Source organism: Streptomyces sp. ISL-1 (assembly GCF_018614585.1).
Taxonomy (GTDB): Bacteria; Actinomycetota; Actinomycetes; order Streptomycetales; family Streptomycetaceae; genus Streptomyces; species Streptomyces maoxianensis.
Map to the genome: position 1 here is coordinate 154060 of NZ_JAGGOI010000023.1, position 15787 is coordinate 169846.

General features: G+C 70.6%; 19 protein-coding genes. 8 read left to right on the plus strand and 11 right to left on the minus strand.

Features of this window, described 5'->3' with window-relative positions; translation table 11 throughout:
* Positions 1-13: 13 nt before the first annotated feature.
* Positions 14-208: a hypothetical protein gene (locus J7E87_RS17420; protein WP_215094901.1), complete on the minus strand. Its 195-nt coding sequence runs from the start codon at positions 206-208 to the stop codon at positions 14-16.
* A gap of 263 nt (positions 209-471) precedes the next feature.
* Between J7E87_RS17420 and J7E87_RS17425 the strand changes: the two genes are divergently transcribed.
* Complete coding sequence (locus tag J7E87_RS17425) at positions 472-2562, plus strand: UvrD-helicase domain-containing protein (protein WP_308312962.1); 2091 nt, start codon at positions 472-474, stop codon at positions 2560-2562.
* 158 nt (positions 2563-2720) lie between these two features.
* Here J7E87_RS17425 and J7E87_RS17430 read toward each other — a convergent pair whose 3' ends face one another.
* Together J7E87_RS17430 and J7E87_RS17435 are read right to left on the minus strand one after the other, a co-directional pair.
* Positions 2721-3458, minus strand: coding sequence for a hypothetical protein (locus J7E87_RS17430; protein ID WP_215094903.1), 738 nt, complete (start codon positions 3456-3458; stop codon positions 2721-2723).
* Positions 3459-3772: 314 nt separating this feature from the next.
* Complete coding sequence (locus J7E87_RS17435) at positions 3773-4468, minus strand: copper homeostasis protein CutC (RefSeq protein ID WP_215094905.1); 696 nt, start codon at positions 4466-4468, stop codon at positions 3773-3775.
* 141 nt (positions 4469-4609) lie between these two features.
* Here J7E87_RS17435 and J7E87_RS17440 point away from each other — a divergent pair, with 141 nt between their 5' ends.
* Positions 4610-5257: a hypothetical protein gene (locus J7E87_RS17440; RefSeq protein WP_215094907.1), complete on the plus strand. Its 648-nt coding sequence runs from the start codon at positions 4610-4612 to the stop codon at positions 5255-5257.
* A 23-nt stretch (positions 5258-5280) separates the two neighbouring features.
* Here the strand turns inward: J7E87_RS17440 and J7E87_RS17445 are convergent, their stop codons facing one another.
* Positions 5281-5547, minus strand: coding sequence for a DUF4031 domain-containing protein (locus tag J7E87_RS17445; protein WP_215094909.1), 267 nt, complete (start codon positions 5545-5547; stop codon positions 5281-5283).
* Positions 5544-5900 carry a hypothetical protein gene (locus tag J7E87_RS17450; protein ID WP_215094911.1) on the minus strand — a complete coding sequence of 119 codons (357 nt, stop codon included), beginning with the start codon at positions 5898-5900 and terminating at the stop codon, positions 5544-5546. Before J7E87_RS17450 ends, J7E87_RS17445 begins: the two co-directional genes overlap by 4 nt.
* A gap of 80 nt (positions 5901-5980) precedes the next feature.
* On the opposite strand from J7E87_RS17450, the gene J7E87_RS17455 reads away from it, so the two are divergent.
* The 3 genes from J7E87_RS17455 to J7E87_RS17465 are packed head-to-tail and all read left to right on the plus strand — an operon-like array spanning position 5981 to position 9433.
* Positions 5981-6898, plus strand: a complete 918-nt coding sequence (locus J7E87_RS17455) for a MurR/RpiR family transcriptional regulator (RefSeq protein WP_215094913.1) — start codon at positions 5981-5983, stop codon at positions 6896-6898.
* A 42-nt stretch (positions 6899-6940) separates the two neighbouring features.
* The gene (gene murQ, locus J7E87_RS17460; protein WP_215094915.1) at positions 6941-7879 is read left to right on the plus strand and encodes an N-acetylmuramic acid 6-phosphate etherase; all 939 of its coding nucleotides are present in this window, start codon (positions 6941-6943) and stop codon (positions 7877-7879) included.
* 42 nt (positions 7880-7921) lie between these two features.
* Positions 7922-9433, plus strand: a complete 1512-nt coding sequence (locus J7E87_RS17465; protein ID WP_215094917.1) for a PTS transporter subunit EIIC — start codon at positions 7922-7924, stop codon at positions 9431-9433.
* Between the two features lie 97 nt (positions 9434-9530).
* Here the strand turns inward: J7E87_RS17465 and J7E87_RS17470 are convergent, their stop codons facing one another.
* The 3 genes from J7E87_RS17470 to J7E87_RS17480 all read right to left on the minus strand — a co-directional run bounded on the left by J7E87_RS17470 (position 9531) and on the right by J7E87_RS17480 (position 12052).
* Complete coding sequence (locus J7E87_RS17470; protein WP_215094919.1) at positions 9531-10220, minus strand: ABC transporter ATP-binding protein; 690 nt, start codon at positions 10218-10220, stop codon at positions 9531-9533.
* Positions 10221-10262: 42 nt separating this feature from the next.
* Positions 10263-11726 carry an ABC transporter permease gene (locus J7E87_RS17475; protein ID WP_215094921.1) on the minus strand — a complete coding sequence of 488 codons (1464 nt, stop codon included), beginning with the start codon at positions 11724-11726 and terminating at the stop codon, positions 10263-10265.
* 107 nt (positions 11727-11833) lie between these two features.
* Positions 11834-12052, minus strand: coding sequence for a hypothetical protein (locus J7E87_RS17480; RefSeq protein WP_215094923.1), 219 nt, complete (start codon positions 12050-12052; stop codon positions 11834-11836).
* A 54-nt stretch (positions 12053-12106) separates the two neighbouring features.
* On the opposite strand from J7E87_RS17480, the gene J7E87_RS17485 reads away from it, so the two are divergent.
* Positions 12107-12442, plus strand: coding sequence for a helix-turn-helix domain-containing protein (locus tag J7E87_RS17485; protein WP_215094925.1), 336 nt, complete (start codon positions 12107-12109; stop codon positions 12440-12442).
* 89 nt (positions 12443-12531) lie between these two features.
* Here J7E87_RS17485 and J7E87_RS17490 read toward each other — a convergent pair whose 3' ends face one another.
* Both J7E87_RS17490 and J7E87_RS17495 read right to left on the minus strand, forming a co-directional pair.
* On the minus strand, positions 12532-12735 hold the full coding sequence (locus J7E87_RS17490; RefSeq protein WP_215094927.1) for a hypothetical protein: 204 nt from the start codon (positions 12733-12735) through the stop codon (positions 12532-12534).
* Positions 12732-12950 carry a hypothetical protein gene (locus J7E87_RS17495; RefSeq protein ID WP_215094929.1) on the minus strand — a complete coding sequence of 73 codons (219 nt, stop codon included), beginning with the start codon at positions 12948-12950 and terminating at the stop codon, positions 12732-12734. The genes J7E87_RS17490 and J7E87_RS17495 overlap by 4 nt, the downstream gene beginning before the upstream one ends.
* 113 nt (positions 12951-13063) lie before the next feature.
* Here J7E87_RS17495 and J7E87_RS17500 point away from each other — a divergent pair, with 113 nt between their 5' ends.
* Together J7E87_RS17500 and J7E87_RS17505 are read left to right on the plus strand one after the other, a co-directional pair.
* Positions 13064-13906, plus strand: a complete 843-nt coding sequence (locus J7E87_RS17500; protein WP_215094931.1) for a helix-turn-helix transcriptional regulator — start codon at positions 13064-13066, stop codon at positions 13904-13906.
* Complete coding sequence (locus J7E87_RS17505; protein ID WP_215094933.1) at positions 13887-14096, plus strand: DUF397 domain-containing protein; 210 nt, start codon at positions 13887-13889, stop codon at positions 14094-14096. The genes J7E87_RS17500 and J7E87_RS17505 overlap by 20 nt, the downstream gene beginning before the upstream one ends.
* Here J7E87_RS17505 and J7E87_RS17510 read toward each other — a convergent pair.
* Entirely contained in the window at positions 14093-15604 is a 1512-nt protein-coding gene (locus J7E87_RS17510; protein ID WP_215094935.1) for an alpha/beta hydrolase, read from the minus strand. The genes J7E87_RS17505 and J7E87_RS17510 overlap by 4 nt on opposite strands.
* Positions 15605-15787: the final 183 nt, after the last annotated feature.

A 15787-nucleotide genomic window follows, 5' to 3' on the forward strand; every position in this document is an offset into this window, starting at 1 on the left:
GGTGGATTCTGGGTCAGCGACGGCGGACGCCTGCCTCCTCGGCGTACTCCCCGAGGACCGCGACGCTGAACCCGGCGCTCGCGAAGACCTTGACCGCGCGCAGTGCGTTGCCGAGGAGGTACGAGTGGTGCGGGGTGGCGCCGGTGGCGGTCGCTCCGTGGTGGGGGTGGGGTATGTGGGGGCCTGGGGTAAAGGTTGCTGTACTCATATCTCCATTGTGGATTCAGAGCCCGCTGAGCACATCGATCTGCGGACTGAACCGTGCGCCCGCCCGCGTACGACTCCAGGCATACGCCGTCCCCTACGGGGAGGACGCGCCGGTGGGCTCGCCCCAAAAAATCATTCGCCCGCGACCGGCCCGCTGACTAGAATCGCCGGTCTTGCCCGCCTCCCTCGAGGAGCGCCGCCGTCCGGACGGAAACCGGCCGGTCCGCCATTTCGTGATCCAGCACCGTCCGCCGGAGGCAACCCGTGCCCGCGCACGCCCCAGACCCCGTCCCACCCGTCCCTGATGCACTCGCGGATCCCCTCGCGCGTGAGCGCGCCCACCTCACCGCCTCGCGTGCCGCGCTCCGCGCGATGCGCGAGGACGTCCAGGCCCTGGACATCCGCGACGTCACGGCGAACTGGGTCAACGCCGCCGTCCTGCAGGCGCAGATCGAGGGCCGCATCAAGGCGCTGGCCGATCTCTCCCACACCCCGCTCTTCTTCGGCCGCCTGGACTATCTGCACTCCACCCAGGAAGGCCGGCGCTTCTACATCGGCCGACGGCACGTCCATGACGCGGACGGCGACCCGATGGTCATCGACTGGCGCGCGCCCGTCTCACAACCCTTCTACCGGGCGTCCAGGAAAGACCCGCTGGACATCGGTCTGCGCCGGCGCTTCGGCTACACGGGCGGCGACCTCACGGCGTACGAGGACGAGCGTCTGACCGACCCCGCCGACGAGACATTCTCCGGCTCGGCCGGGGGGTCGCGGACCAGCAAGCTGCTCCAGGCGGAGATCGAGCGCCCGCGCGTGGGCCCGATGCGGGACATCGTCGCCACCATCCAGCCGGAGCAGGACGAGATCGTACGGTCGGGCCTCGCCGGAACGGTGTGCGTGCAGGGCGGCCCCGGCACCGGAAAGACGGCGGTGGGCCTGCACCGGGTGGCGTATCTGCTGTACGCGCACCGCGATCGGCTTGCCAGGACGGGCACGCTGGTCATCGGCCCGAACAAGTCCTTCCTGCACTACATCGAGCAAGTGCTGCCCGCGCTCGGCGAGTTGGAGGTGAAGCAGGCCACGGTCGACGACCTGGTGGCGGCGCGGGTGGAGATCCGGGGCACGGACGAGGCTGCTGCGGCGGTCGTCAAGGGCGACGCGAGGATGGCGGAGGTACTGCGGCGGGCGGTGCGTTCGCATGTGACGATGCCGGCGGAGCCGCTGATGGTGGTGCGGGGCTCGCGGCGCTGGCGGATTCCGGCGTACGAACTCGAAGAGATCGTACGGGAGTTGCTCGACCGGGACATCCGCTACGGCGCGGCCCGCGCCGCCCTTCCGCAACGTATCGCGCACGCGGTGCTGGTCCGGATGGAACAGGCGGGCGAGGCGCCCGACGACCGGGTGCAGGACGCGGTGGCACGCAATCCCGCGGTGAAGGCGGCGGTGAAGGCCCTGTGGCCACAGGTGGAGCCGGCGAAGCTGGTGCTCCGCCTGCTGTCCGACCCCGACTTCCTCGCCACGCACGCCGAGGGCGTCCTGAGCCCGGACGAGCAGAAGAGGATCCTGTGGACGAAGCCGGCGCGCGGTGTCCGCTCGGCCAAGTGGTCCCTGGCGGACGCGGTGTTGATCGACGAGGCGAACGACCTGGTGCAGCGCACCCACTCGCTGGGCCATGTCGTACTGGACGAGGCGCAGGACCTGTCCCCGATGCAGTACCGCGCGGTGGGCCGCCGCTGCACGACCGGCTCGGCGACCGTCCTGGGCGACCTGGCGCAGGGCACGACCCCATGGGCGACGGCGAGCTGGGCGGAGGCCCTGTCCCATCTGGGCAAGCCGGACGCGGCGGTCGAGGAACTCACAGCCGGCTTCCGGGTCCCCCGCGAAGTGATCGCCTATGCGTCGCGGCTGCTGCCGCACATGTCACCGGGCCTGGCTGAGGTGAAGTCGGTGCGGGAGTCGCCCGGCTCGCTGTCGGTCCGCGAGGTCGAAGCCATGGACCTGAACGCGGCGGTCGTCGCCGCGTGCGCCGAGTCACTGGCCAACGAGGGCTCCATCGGTCTGATCGCGGCGGACGCCCGCATCCCGTCGCTGGCCGAGGCCCTGACGTCGGCGGGCCTCTCGTATCTCTCCCCCGGCGAGGAAACGACAGCCGAGTCCCGCCTCACCCTGGTCCCGGCGTCGCTCGCCAAGGGCCTGGAGTACGACTACGTAGTACTGGACGAGCCCGCCGCGGTCGTCGACGGCGAGCCCGACGAGCGGATTGGACTGCGCCGGCTCTATGTCGCCCTCACCCGAGCCGTATCAGGGCTGGTTCTGCTGCACGCCGCCCCGCTGCCCACCCAACTGGGCCGGTAGGGCAAGTCGTTCCGCGGGCGGCGGGGCCGGGCATGCGCCCGCTGCGTGCTGTTGCGCGGCGCGCAAGGGTCGTGCCCGGCACCTGGACGGTACCGGGCACGACACTCGACTTCAGGCTTCCGGCAGAGGGTTTCCCGGCCGTCGGCTCATCTCGCGCCTCAGGGGGTGGGCTGCGGGTCGATCAAGGTCCAGGTGCCGTCGCAGTCGAGGTCCGGGACAAGCGCCGGGATCTGCGGAACGGGCGGGTCGAGGGCTTCGTCTCCACGGTCGATGTCACAGGTCGTCTCCCAGACGTCCCCTGTCACTGTGGTGACCTCGATAAATGCCGTGTTCCCCATGTCGGCGATGGTGGCATCACAGGCACCCACGATCGTGACCGGCGGGTCACCGAGTGTGGTGATGGTGTCCCAGTCGGTGTCGTCGGGCGACGGCGTGAGACCCCTGATGCCGGCGAAGATCGCGCCGCCCTCGACCACTGCGAAGAACTGCGTACTTCCCGAGATCCAGGAGTCGACGCTGTTGCACGGCCCGGTGCTACCGGTACCACCGGTGGCACCCGTCGCGCCGGTGGCACCGGTCGCACCCGTGGCGCCGGTCGCACCCGTGGCGCCCGTCGCACCGGTCGCACCCGTTCCAGGCGCACCGGTCGCGCCGGTGGCACCCGTCGCGCCGGTGGCTCCGGTCGCGCCGGTGGCACCCGTCGCACCGGTCTTGCCCTTCTTGCCGTCCTTGCCGTCCTTGCCGTTCCTTCCATCCCTCCCATCCAGTCCCTGAGGCCCGAGCGTGCCGGCCGAGGAAACGACGTGGGACTCGGCGGTGGCCTGCGAGGCGGCGTGGACGGGGAACGAGATCCCTCCCAGAGTGGCGGTCAGCAGCGCAAGCATGCTGCCCGTCACCAACCCGCGCCTCTTACGAAGAAACGCGCGCGAGCTCCTGTTACCAGGAATCATGCAACTCTCCTTAGTCCTTGGCGGAGACAGTTGAGGTCGATCCGCTACATCCTGACAATTCGGACAGAGAGGGATGAGACTTGATCTTTCATGTCGACATATCACCTGGTCGGCCGATGTACTCGCGCCAAGATTGAGCCGGACGGGGGTCGGGGGTCAGCGTGAGCGGACTCGCGATCCGGGCGCCGCGGCAGCCAGGAGCGGCCGGCGTCCATCGTCGTCGCCAGGGCGACGGACCGACCGCCCGACAACCAGCCGCGTCAGGCGAGCGCCTCGCGCCATTGCGCCACCGCGGCCGGGTCCACCGGACCGTCCCAGCCGTCCGGGCGGGCCGCCCCACCGATGTGGAACCCGTCGATGCCCGCGGCCCGGAGCACCGGCAGGTGGTCGAGGCGGAGTCCGCCACCCACCAGAATCCGCGGGCCGTAGCCGGGCTCGTCCCGCCGCGCGGCCTCGGCCAGCAACGTGGGCAGGCCGTCGTCCACACCCTGTGCGGAACCGGCGGTCAGATACGCGTCCAGGCCCGGCAGGTCCGCGAGCCCCTTGCGCAGCGCATCGCGGTCCGCCGCCCGGTCGATCGCCCGGTGGAACGTCCACCGGCATCCCCCGAGCGCCGCCACGACCCGTTCCACCGTCACCAGATCCGGGTTCCCGTCCTCGTCCAGAAAGCCGAGTACGAATTCGTCAGCACCCTCCGCCCGCAGCTCCCCCGCCGCCCGCACCAGCGCGTCGACGTCGCCCGCGTCCCCCGCCGCGAACCCGTCGGACAGGCGCAGCATCACGCGCAGCGGGATGTCGACGGCCTCCCGGATCCGGGCGAATGTCTCCCTGGACGGTGTCAGCCCGTCCGCCGCCATGTCGGTGACCAGCTCGAGTCGGTCCGCCCCTCCGGACTCGGCCGCGACCGCGTCCTGCGCGTCCAGAGCGATCACCTCCAGGGCTGCACGGTTGCTCATGGGACCCCATTCCTTCCGGAAGACGACTACGGCCTTACAGGTCTAGTCCAATAGTCAGCCTAATACGCATGTACCGCGAAGGCATCAGTGCGACCGCTCCCGCCCTGCCCTCCGCCCGGAGCAGCTCATAAAGTCAGCCGCATGACCGACGACTCCGTGGACCTGCGCTCCCGCTGGTCCCAGGCGCTGCTCGCCGCCCGTGACGGCGCGAGCGGGCCGGACCCGCTGCCGTACGCCGAGAACCTGCTGGCCCGCTGGTCGGAGCCGCAGCGCCGCTACCACACGGTCGACCACCTCGCGGCGGTCCTGACCCACATCGACGTACTGGGGGAGTACGCCACCGCCCCGGACCTGGTCCGCCTCGCGGCCTGGTTCCACGACGCGGTCTACCAACCCGACCGCTCCGAGAACGAGGAACGCTCCGCCCGCCTGGCCGAACGCGCCCTCCCCGAGGCGGGCCTGTCCCCCGCGCGTACCGCGGAAGTCGCACGCCTGGTCCGCCTCACGACCACCCACGCACCCGGTCCGGACGACGCCAACGGCCAGGTCCTCTGCGACGCGGACCTGGCGATCCTGGCGTCGGGCCCAGAGGGTTATGCGGCGTACGCGGCGGCGGTACGGGCGGAGTACGACTTCGTCCCGGACGCGGCCTTCCGCGAGGGCCGCGCGGCGGTGCTGCGCCAACTGCTCGACCTGCCACGGCTGTTCCACACGCCGTACGGGGAGCGCGAGTGGGAGTCGGCCGCCCGTCAGAACATGTCGCTGGAACTGGAGTTGCTCTCAGGCTGACCGGACGCGGGACGGCACGGGCCTTAGGCGGACCCCCCTTTACGTCTGCGCAGCCCCGCCTTCGTCAGCAGCTCGACCACCTCGCGGCTCGACACCTGCACGGCACCCGCCGCCACCGCGTCCGCGTACCGGTGTGACGGCACGTCGTAGTGGTCCCGCTCGAAGGCGCGCGGCGGGCAGCCGATCGACGCCGCGAACGCGTGCAGTTCCTCGTACGAGACATCGCTGACCAGGTGCGACCACATCCGGCCATGGCCCGGCCAGGTCGGCGGGTCGATGTAGACAGTCACGAAAGGCCACCGACGCGGGCCACCACGACGCCCGCCTTCGAACAGACCCAGTGCGGGTCCGGGCCCAGCTCCGGCTCGACGTCCAGGGCGTGCGGGTCGCCGGCGTCGCAGACCGGGCACAGCGGCCACCGGCCGTACCGCTCCAGCAGCGCGTCCTGGACGTCCTGGGCGACCAGGCCCGCGATGTACTCGACGCCCTCCGGCCACTGCTCGACCCACCAGCGTCGGTGCGCCACCGCCTCCTCGACCAGCGACACGACCCCGGCGTCCGCCACATCGCGGGCGGCCAGATCGGCGAGGACCAGGGCGCGCGCCGCGTGCAGCGCCTGCTCCAGCGGAATCGCGTCGTCCATAGAGCAATTGTCACCCCACGCGCCAGGGCTGGGTCCTGTGGGGGTTGACGATGAACGAAGGGCGAAAATATCTTTCAAGGGTGACCAATCCAGTGAAGGAAATTTTCAGCGGCGACGCCCCGCCCGCCCCCGCCGCCCTCGCGGCCAAGGTGCGCACCCTCGCGCCGTCCATGACCCGCTCCATGCAGCGGGTCGCCGAAGCCGTCGCCGACGATCCGGCCGGCTGCGCGGCCCTCACGGTCACCGGTCTGGCCGAGCTCACCGGCACCAGCGAGGCGACCGTGGTCCGCACCGCCCGACTCCTCGGCTATCCCGGCTACCGCGATCTGCGCCTCGCGCTCGCCGGGCTCGCCGCTCACCAGCAGTCCGGCCGGGCCCCGGCCGTCACCGCCGACATCGCCGTCGACGACCCCATCGCCGACGTGGTCGCCAAGCTGGCGTACGACGAGCAGCAGACCCTGGCCGACACGGCCGCGGGGCTCGACACCATACAGCTGGGCGCGGCCGTCGCCGCCGCCTCGACCGCCCGCCGCATCGACATCTACGGCGTCGGCGCGTCCTGTCTCGTCGGCATGGACCTCGCCCAGAAGCTGCTGCGCATCGGCCTGATCGCACACGCCCACGCCGACCCCCACCTCGCCGTCACCAACGCGGTGCAGCTCCGCTCCGGCGACGTGGCCATCGCCATCACCCACTCCGGTTCGACGGGCGACGTGATCGAGCCACTGCGCGTGGCCTTCGACCGCGGCGCGACGACGATAGCGATCACCGGCCGCCCGGGCGGCCCGGTGTCGCAGTACGCCGACCATGTGCTGACCACCTCCACCGCACGGGAGAGCGAGCTGCGCCCGGCCGCCATGTCGTCCCGCACCAGCCAACTCCTCGTCGTCGACTGCCTGTTCATAGGCATCGCGCAACGTACGTACGAGACGGCGGCCCCTGCCCTCGCCGCTTCGTACGAGGCCCTCGCCCACCGGCACAGCCCCCGCACCCGCTAAGCGCCCCGACCCCCCACGGACCGAGAAAGCAGAGCGCTTTTCATGACCTCCACCCATGACCTTTCCGAGCTGCGCGCTCAGCTGGCCACCCTCACCACCGAGGCGTTCCGGCCCGAGCTCGCCGAGATCGACCAGTTCCCCACCCTCGAGATCGCCCGGATCATGAACGGCGAGGACGAGACCGTCCCCGCCGCCGTCGCCGCGCAGCTGCCGCGGATCGCCGCCGCGATCGACGGCACCGCCGAGCGGATGTCCCGCGGCGGCCGGCTGATATACGCCGGCGCGGGCACGGCGGGGCGGCTCGGCGTACTGGACGCGAGCGAGTGCCCGCCCACCTTCAACACCGATCCGGACGAGGTCGTGGGCCTGATAGCGGGCGGCCCGTCCGCCATGGTCAAGTCGGTCGAGGGCGCGGAGGACAGCAAGGAGCTGGCCGCCGCCGACCTGGACGCCCTGGAGCTGACCGCGGACGACACGGTGGTCGGGATCTCCGCGTCGGGCCGCACGCCCTACGCCATCGGCGCGGTCGAGCACGCCCGCGCCCGGGGCGCGCTCACCATCGGCCTGTCCTGCAACACGGACAGCGCGCTCGGCGCGGCCGCAGACCACGGCATCGAGGTCGTCGTCGGACCCGAACTGCTCACCGGATCAACGCGGTTGAAGGCCGGTACGGCGCAGAAGCTGGTCCTCAACATGATCTCGACGATCACGATGATCCGGCTCGGCAAGACATACGGAAACCTGATGGTCGACGTCCGCGCCTCCAACGAGAAGCTGCGCGCCCGCTCGCGGCGGATCGTCGCGCTCGCCACCGGCGCGTCGGACGAGGAGATCGAAGCCGCTCTCGCCGCCACCGGCGGTGAGGTGAAGAACGCGATCCTGACCATTCTCGGCTCGGTCGACGGCCCCACGGCGGCCGACCTCCTCACCAAGTCTCACGGCCACCTCCGCGCGGCGCTGCAATCGGCCCGTACGCATTGAACTCCCCCTGAACTTCCCCCCACAGCAAGGCGCCCCCCACCCATGGCAACCGACTCCGCAGACAAGAACAGCGCCACCGCCGCCGCGATCCTGCCCCTGGTGGGCGGCGCCGGGAACATCTCCTCAGTCGCCCACTGCATGACCCGCCTCCGCCTCGGACTGCGCGACCGATCCCTCGTCCAGGACGAGGCCCTCAAGGCCCTCCCGGCAGTCATGGGCGTGGTCGACGACGACACGTACCAGATCGTGCTGGGTCCGGGCACGGTCGCCCGCGTCACCCCGGAGTTCGAGGCGCTGGTGGCGGCGGCCGGGAGCGCCCCCGGGTCCTCGCCCGCGGCCGCCGAGGAACTGGCGGCCCACGGCGCCGCCATCAAGGCGGCCCGGAAGGCAAAGAACTCAACGCCCTTCAAACTCTTCCTGCGCCGTATCGCGAACATCTTCGTGCCGCTGATCCCGGCCCTCATCGGCTGCGGCATCATCGCCGGTCTGGGCGGGCTGCTGACCAACCTCGGCATGCTGCCGACCGTGGTCCCCGCGCTCACCGCGATGGCGTCCGGCTTCATGTCGCTGATCGCCGTCTTCGTCGGCTACAACACCGCGAAGGAGTTCGGCGGTACGCCGATCCTGGGCGGCGCGGTCGCCGCGATCATCGTCTTCCCGGGAGTCGCGAACATCGAGGCCTTCGGCCAGAAGCTCTCCCCGGGCCAGGGCGGCGTGCTCGGCGCGCTGGCCGCGGCGGTGCTGGCGGTGTACGTGGAGAAGTGGTGCCGTGGGGGTACCTCCCGGGCGAAGCGCTGGGGAAGGGTGCCTCAGTCATTGGACGTCCTTGTCACCCCCACCCTCACGGTCCTCGTCTCCGGCCTGGTCACCATCTTCGGCCTGATGTTCGTCGCCGGTGCGGTCTCCACAGCGATCGGCGACTTCGCCGACTGGCTGCTGGCCAACGGGGGCGCGGGCGCGGGCTTCGTACTCGGCGGCCTCTTCCTCCCGCTGGTCATGCTCGGCCTGCACCAGGCGTTGATCCCGATCCACACCACGCTGATCGAGCAGCAGGGATTCACGGTCCTGCTGCCGATCCTCGCGATGGCGGGCGCGGGCCAGGTCGGCGCGGCGGCCGCGGTCTATCTGCGGCTCCCGCACAACGCCTCGATCCGCAGCACCATCAAGTCCGCGCTCCCGGCCGGTTTTCTGGGTGTGGGCGAGCCGCTGATCTACGGCGTCTCGCTCCCGCTGGGCCGCCCGTTCGTCACGGCCTGCGTCGGCGGGGCGTTCGGCGGCGGCTTCGTCGGCCTGTTCAACATGCTGGGCGACAAGGTCGGCTCGACGGCCATCGGCCCTTCGGGCTGGGCCCTGTTCCCGCTCCTCAACGGGAACAGGGGCTTGGGCGAGACGATCGCTGTCTATGCGGGCGGTCTGCTGGTCGGTTACGGAGCGGGCTTCCTCGCAACGTACTGGTTCGGCTTTACGAAGCCGATGCTGGAGGAGCTCAACGCGACCGCGACCGCGAAGGACCCCACCCCGCCGACGAAGGAACCGACCCCGGTCTCCCCCTAACCGGGGCCCCGCCCGAGACCCCGCGCCTCAATCTCCCCCGGACTTCGTCCAGATTGAGGACACGCCCGAAGGCCGTAACCCCCCGCACCGCCTCCGCCTACGCCGCCCCCGCCGCCCGCTCCGTTATCGTCACCCGCCCCTTGCGGATCACCGCCAACCTCGGCGCCCGCCGCGCCAGCGCCGAATCGTGCGTGACCATCACAAACGTCAGAGTGTGCTCCTGCCACAGACCCTCCAGCAGCTCCATGATCTCGTCACGCATCGACTCGTCGAGATTGCCGGTGGGTTCGTCGGCCAGCAGCACCGCCGGCCGCTTCACCAGCGCACGCGCGATCGCCACCCGCTGCTGCTGTCCGCCGGACAGCTCACCGGGCAGATGGCCGTGCCGCTCCCCGAGCCCGACCGAGGCCAGCGCGTCCGCGGCCCTCTCCCGGCGCTCGGCCGCCTTCAGGCCGAGCGGTACGAGCGCGGTCTCCACGTTCTCCTGGGCGGTGAGCGTGGGGATGAGGTTGAAGCTCTGGAAGACGAAGCCGATCTCCTCGGCCCGTACCCGGGTGAGCCTCGCCTCCGGCAGGGTCGCGAGGTCGGTGCCGTCGAGGACCACGCTGCCCTCCGTCGGCCGGTCCAGGCCGCCGAGCATCTGCAGCAGTGTGGACTTGCCGCCACCGGTGGGTCCCTGGATCACCAGCCGCCCGCCGTCCTCGATGGTCAGGTCCACCCCGTCGAGGGCCTGGACGGTGTCCTTGCCGCGCCGGTAGCGCTTGGTGACGCCACTGAGCTGGTACATGGTTCAACTCCTCCTGTGCGTAGGTGCGTTCGGGCTTATCGACTACTCGACACGGCGCAGGGCGTCGGCCGGCCGCAGCCGGGACGCGCGCCAGCCACCGAAGCCGCCCGCCACGAGCCCGCCCGCCACGGCGAGCGCCACGGCCAGGCCGATGGTGGTCAGCGAGACCGGCGCGGTGAGCGCGATGTCCAGCGCCCGGGACGCGGCCTGCCGGGCGGGACCGCCCTCGCCGCCGCCCGCGCCGAGCACCCGGCCGCCACCCGCACCGCCACCGGACCCGCCCAACTGGGCGGTGAGCGTGGGGCTGAACGCGGTGATGACCCACGCCCCGGCCAACCCGATCCCGATCCCGAGCACCCCGCCGACCAGCCCGTTGACCAGTGCCTCACCGGCCACCTGCCGGGTCACCCGGCCGCTGCGCCACCCCAGCGCCTTGAGCGTGCCGAACTCCCGTACCCGCCGGCTCACCGCGGCCGACGTAAGCAGCCCGGCAACCAGGAACGCGGCCGCGAGCACCACGTACGAAAGCCACTTGCCAACGCCCGCGGCGAGGTCGGAGGCGGTGGACAGCGAACCGGAGACCGTGTCCGCGAGATCGGCGGAGGTGGTCACGGTAGTGCCGGAGATGTTCCTCTGAATGGCCTGCTTGACGCCGTCGATCCGCTGCGAATCGGTTGCCTGGACGTAGACGGTGGTGACCTTGTCCTTGGCGCCGGCGAGCGTCTGCGCCTGGGCCAGCGGAAGATAGACGTTGGCGGCGGCGTCCCCACTGTCGGCCGTCGCGACCCCGACGACGGTGTACTTGGCGCCCGAGATGGTGAGGGTCTTGCCGACGGTGAGGCTCTTCTCCTTGGCGTAGGCACTGTCGACGACGGCGACCTTGGCGCTGGTCTCGGTCGTCTTGAAGGTGCGCCCCGAGGTGATCTTCGAGGAGGTCAGCGGCCCAAGTCCTTGATGGGCGACGTCCGTTCCGTACACGGTGTACGAGTCGACATCGAAGGCAGCCCCACCGCCACGCACGGCACCGCCCCCGTCGGTCCCGCCCCCGGGACCGCCCTGCCCGGGCTTCTGCCCCGGCTCGATCTCCCCCTGCTTGAACTGCCCGTTGACCTTCATCACGCGCACACTCAGCCCGCCGACCGCGTCCGCGACGCCGTCCTGCTTGCCGACCTGCGCGACGGTCGAGAAGGCGAGGGTCTCGAACCCCTCGACCATCACCAAGTCGCTGCTCTGCTCGGAGTCGTCGTCGCTGTCCTTGGCGTCGAACTCGAATCGGGGCCGCCGCGAGGTGTCCCCCGCACCGGGGGGCGTGGCGGCCTTGGTCACGGTCATGTCGGTGCCGAGCCCGTACAGCGACTCCAGGACCTTGTCCTGGGCGCGATTCATCCCGGACGAAACCGAGTTGACGACGATAACCAGCGCAATCCCGAGGGCGAGCCCCGAGGCGACGACGAGCGCCGCTTTCCTGCGGCGGCGCAATTCGCGCCGGAGGTAGGTGAAGAACATGGCGCGAACGTAGGCACGCCATGTGATGGCTGGTTAAGGCCGCCGTGAGAGCCGGATGAGAACCCGACGCGGCCCGAGTGTGAGGCGGTCAACCCGGCAGGTCGACTTCACTCGAAGAGGCGCACCGCGACGAAGACGGGTATGCGCACCTCAGGCTCCAGCTCGATGACGTGCAGGTCGTTCATGCGGTGGACGGAGACGACACGAGGATCACGTACTGGTTCGCACCAGAGGGTCGCATCGTGCTCCTGACGGTCTTCCGCAAGACCAGGATGCGGGAGACAGCTCAGGTCGCCCGCGGTGAGCGCCCGTATGGTGTGCGACATCGAGCACAAACCGGCCCACACCACGTACAGCCGCTGCGAGAAAGGGGATACACAATGAGCCACACGCGTTGGAGGCCGACCCGCGAGCGGACGCTCACTGAGGGGTACGCCGAATCGCCGGAGGTTACGACGGAGCGCGCGGAGGCCCGGCTGGCGATGGCCTTCGCCAAAGCCGTGTACGACCGCCGCAAAGAGCTCGGGCTGTCCCAGGCCGAGGTCGCCGAGCGCACCGGTCTCACCCAGGCGAAAGTCTCCCGCATCGAAGGCGCCGACACTATCCCTATGCTCCCCCTGCTGCGCCGCCTGGCTCAGGCGCTCGACGCCTCGCTGAACATCGCCCTCGACAGCGACCACGAAGAGGTCACCTTCACCGCCCACCCGGCGGCGTGACGCCGTTACGCATAAACCGCACCGGATCGGCCACGCTGTACCCCAGCCGAGGTCCGCCCTCGCCAGCCATCAACAGCAGCTGACGCACGTCATGGCAATCGCCCCTCCGCGTTGATCTCCCGCACCTTTGCCCGCAGCACTTCGCCCGGCGGAGCCGGCCGCACGTCCTCGGCTGGGCAGTCCCACTCCTTGCCCCCGCCCGGCGGTCTCAGCTGTACGTATCCGCCTTCGCGCCCCATGACCTGCCCGACCCGTCCGCTGCGTACGTCGACGGCGTACGTCCCGGGCCTCACGCGCTGTCCAGTCCGTGGAGCACGGCCGCGAGCCGCAGCGCCGTGTCCAGGTTGCAGCACCCCAGGTCCACCAGCGGATAGGGCGCCTCGCTCGCGAGCGACACCACGTCGACCCGCAACGACGGCAGCGTCACGGCCACCACGCCTAGCCCGTCCCGGAGTTGAGCCACCACCTCTTCGGCAGCCCGCAGCCGCTCCGCCGATCGCACCACCATGACCAGGCACCTCCACACTGAGTGTTCTCTTTCCTCACCCAGCGTGTCCGGGTCGGGCTAGCCTGAACAGTGGCGGCAGCCCAACAACCCGTCCTGTCAATCAGGGAGTTGCCTTGCCCGGACCCAAGGACCTCGATCCCTCCACCTCCCCTCGCGCCCTGCTGGGCGCGGAACTGCGCCACGCGCGCGATCAGGCGAACCTCACCCAGGACGAGTTGGGGCGGCCCCTGTTCGTCAGCGGCTCGTACATCGGCCAGATGGAGGCGGGCACCCGCCGGATGCTGCCCGAGTACGCACACCAGATAGACGAGATCCTCGGTACGAACGGCTTCTTCGCCCGCAACTGCGAGGTGTCCAACAAGTCGCGCTATCCCGACCACTTCGCCGAGGCGGCGGAGGCGGAGGCAGCCGCGACGACGATCAAGGAGTACGCGCCGCTGCTGGTGCCGGGCCTGTTGCAGACGGAGGCGTATGCGCGGGCGGTGTTCCGCGGAGGCCTGCCCACGGCAAGAGAAGATGCCATCGATGAACTGGTCGAAGCCCGTCTCGATCGCGCGCACCTCCTGAGCGATCCAACAAAGCCTTTGTTGTGGGCGGTTCTGGATGAGGCGGTGTTACGCAGGAAGGTCGGCGGGGCGGGGGTGATGACGGAGGCGCTGGAGCATGTGGCGGCGCTCGCCAGGAGGCACCGGATCATTGTTCAGGTGCTGCCGTTCGAGGCAGGGGCGCATATGGCACTTGAAGGCTCGCTCAAGCTGATGTCCTTCACCGACGCCCCTCCCCTCGCCTATGTCCAGAGTCTGGGAACGGGCCAGTTGCAGGACGATCCGGCCACAGTCTCCCGCCACGAACTGGCTTACGATCTGGTCGGGGCCAGCGCACTGTCACCAGAAACTTCCTTGGCCCTGATCTCATCAGTGGCGGAGGATTACGCTCATGAAGATCAGCAGCCCTGAGCACGACCTCACTACGGCGATGTGGCGCAAGTCCAGCTACAGCGGCGCAAGCGGCGGCGACTGCCTTGAAGTCACCGACATCCACCCCGGCATCGTGCCCGTACGCGACTCCAAGAACCCCGACGGCCCGAAGCTCGTGTTCCGGGCCGCCGTCTGGTCCGCCTTCGTCACCGGCCTGAAGCGCGACTAGCAGGACGTGTCGCGGGCCGGGCGCTCGCCGGTGAGCAGGAAGTCGGTCACGGCCTCGTCCCCACAGGCGTTGCCGTTGGCGCGGTAGGCGCCGTGACCGACCGAGTCGACCGTCACCAGCCGGGCGCGGTCGCCGAACGCGGCGCGCATCTTCAGTGCGCCGACCAGCGGGGTCGAGGGGTCGCGCCGGTTCTGGATCATCAGAACGTTCGAAGGGCCGCCGTCCGGCGTGATGCGCACGGGGCGCTCGCGCGGCGAGTCGTGCCAGAAGGCGCACAGCGAGATGTTCACCGGCATGCCCGCGGTGAGCGGGTACCGCTTGCGGCTCTTGGCGATGTCCCGCTCGTACGCGGCCGGGTTCGTGTCCGGCCAGGCATCGACGTCGTTGCAGATGGTCGCGCCGGAGACGGCGACCGTGTTCTGCATGGCCTCGTCGGGAGGTGTATTCGCGGCAGGCAGCTGAGAACCGGCACCGGCGGCGGTGATCAGCCGGGCCAGCGCGGGGAAGCGCCCCTTGGAGTAGAGGCTGTCCAGCATGGTCTGGCGCAGGACATTGCCGTTGAGTTCCTCCGGGTTGGCGCCGGGCCAGGGAATCGGCGTGCGATCGAGCCGTGCGGCGAGCGCGAGGAACATCGGCCGGACCTCACCGGGGGTGGCGGCCAGCCGGTCGGGGTTGCCGGGCTCGGCCGCCCAGGCCGCGAAGTCGGGGAAGGCGTCCTCGACCCCGGATTGGTAGTTGGCGAGCCAGCCGCGCGCCACCCGCTTCGGGTCGGGGTCGCCGCTGCTGTCCATGACCCAGCGGTCGGTGCGGTGCGGGAACATCTGTGCGTACACGGCTCCCGCGTAAGTCCCGTACGAGACGCCCCAGGCGGAGAGCTTCCGTTCGCCGAGGGCCTGCCGGACACGGTCGATGTCGCGGGCCTCGTTGCGGGTGCTGATGCTGCGCAGCACATCGCCGCCGTGGGTGGCGCAGGCGTCCGCGAGGCGGCGGGCGGTGGCGGTGTTCTCCTCGATGCCGCCGTCGGGCGCGGGCCAGGACCGTATCTTCACCAGAGCCAGATCATCGTGCGACAGACCGCAGCCGACGGGCGTGCTGCGGCCGACACCGCGCGGGTCGAAGCCCACGATGTCGTAGGCGTCGCGCACCGACTGGGGCAGCTTCTTCCCGGTGGTGGACGGGCCGTTGATGCTGGAGCCGCCGGGCCCGCCGGGGATCAGCAGGAGCGTGCCGCGCCGGGCTTCGGGGTGTTCGGTGCGGATACGGGAGATCGCGAGGGTGATGCGGGCTCCGCCGGGCTCGGCGTGGTCGAGCGGGACGGCGAGGGTGGCGCACTCCTGGCGCGGGTCGAGTCCGGTGCCCGGGCAATTCTCCCAGCGAACTGCCGTGTCCGGTCGTGGAGTTGCCGCGGCGGTAGCGGGTGCCGGGAGGGCGAGAAGCGTCGTCGCGAGGACGGGGAGGCTGAGAGCCGCTGTGGTGAAGCCGGATGTCCGGCTGCCGAGGATTCGCATGGGAAGACCCTCGCGGAACCGCGGCCGGGCGCCTACCGGGCTTCCCGGCCTCTTGAGGGTGGGGCCCTCCCCACCCCGGCGGCGGAAGCAGCGGCGGAAACAGTGGCGGAAACGGCCCGAGGGCGGCACCCCCTGGGAGTAGGGGTGCCGCCCTCGGTCAGGACGGTGATCAACCAAAGGTCG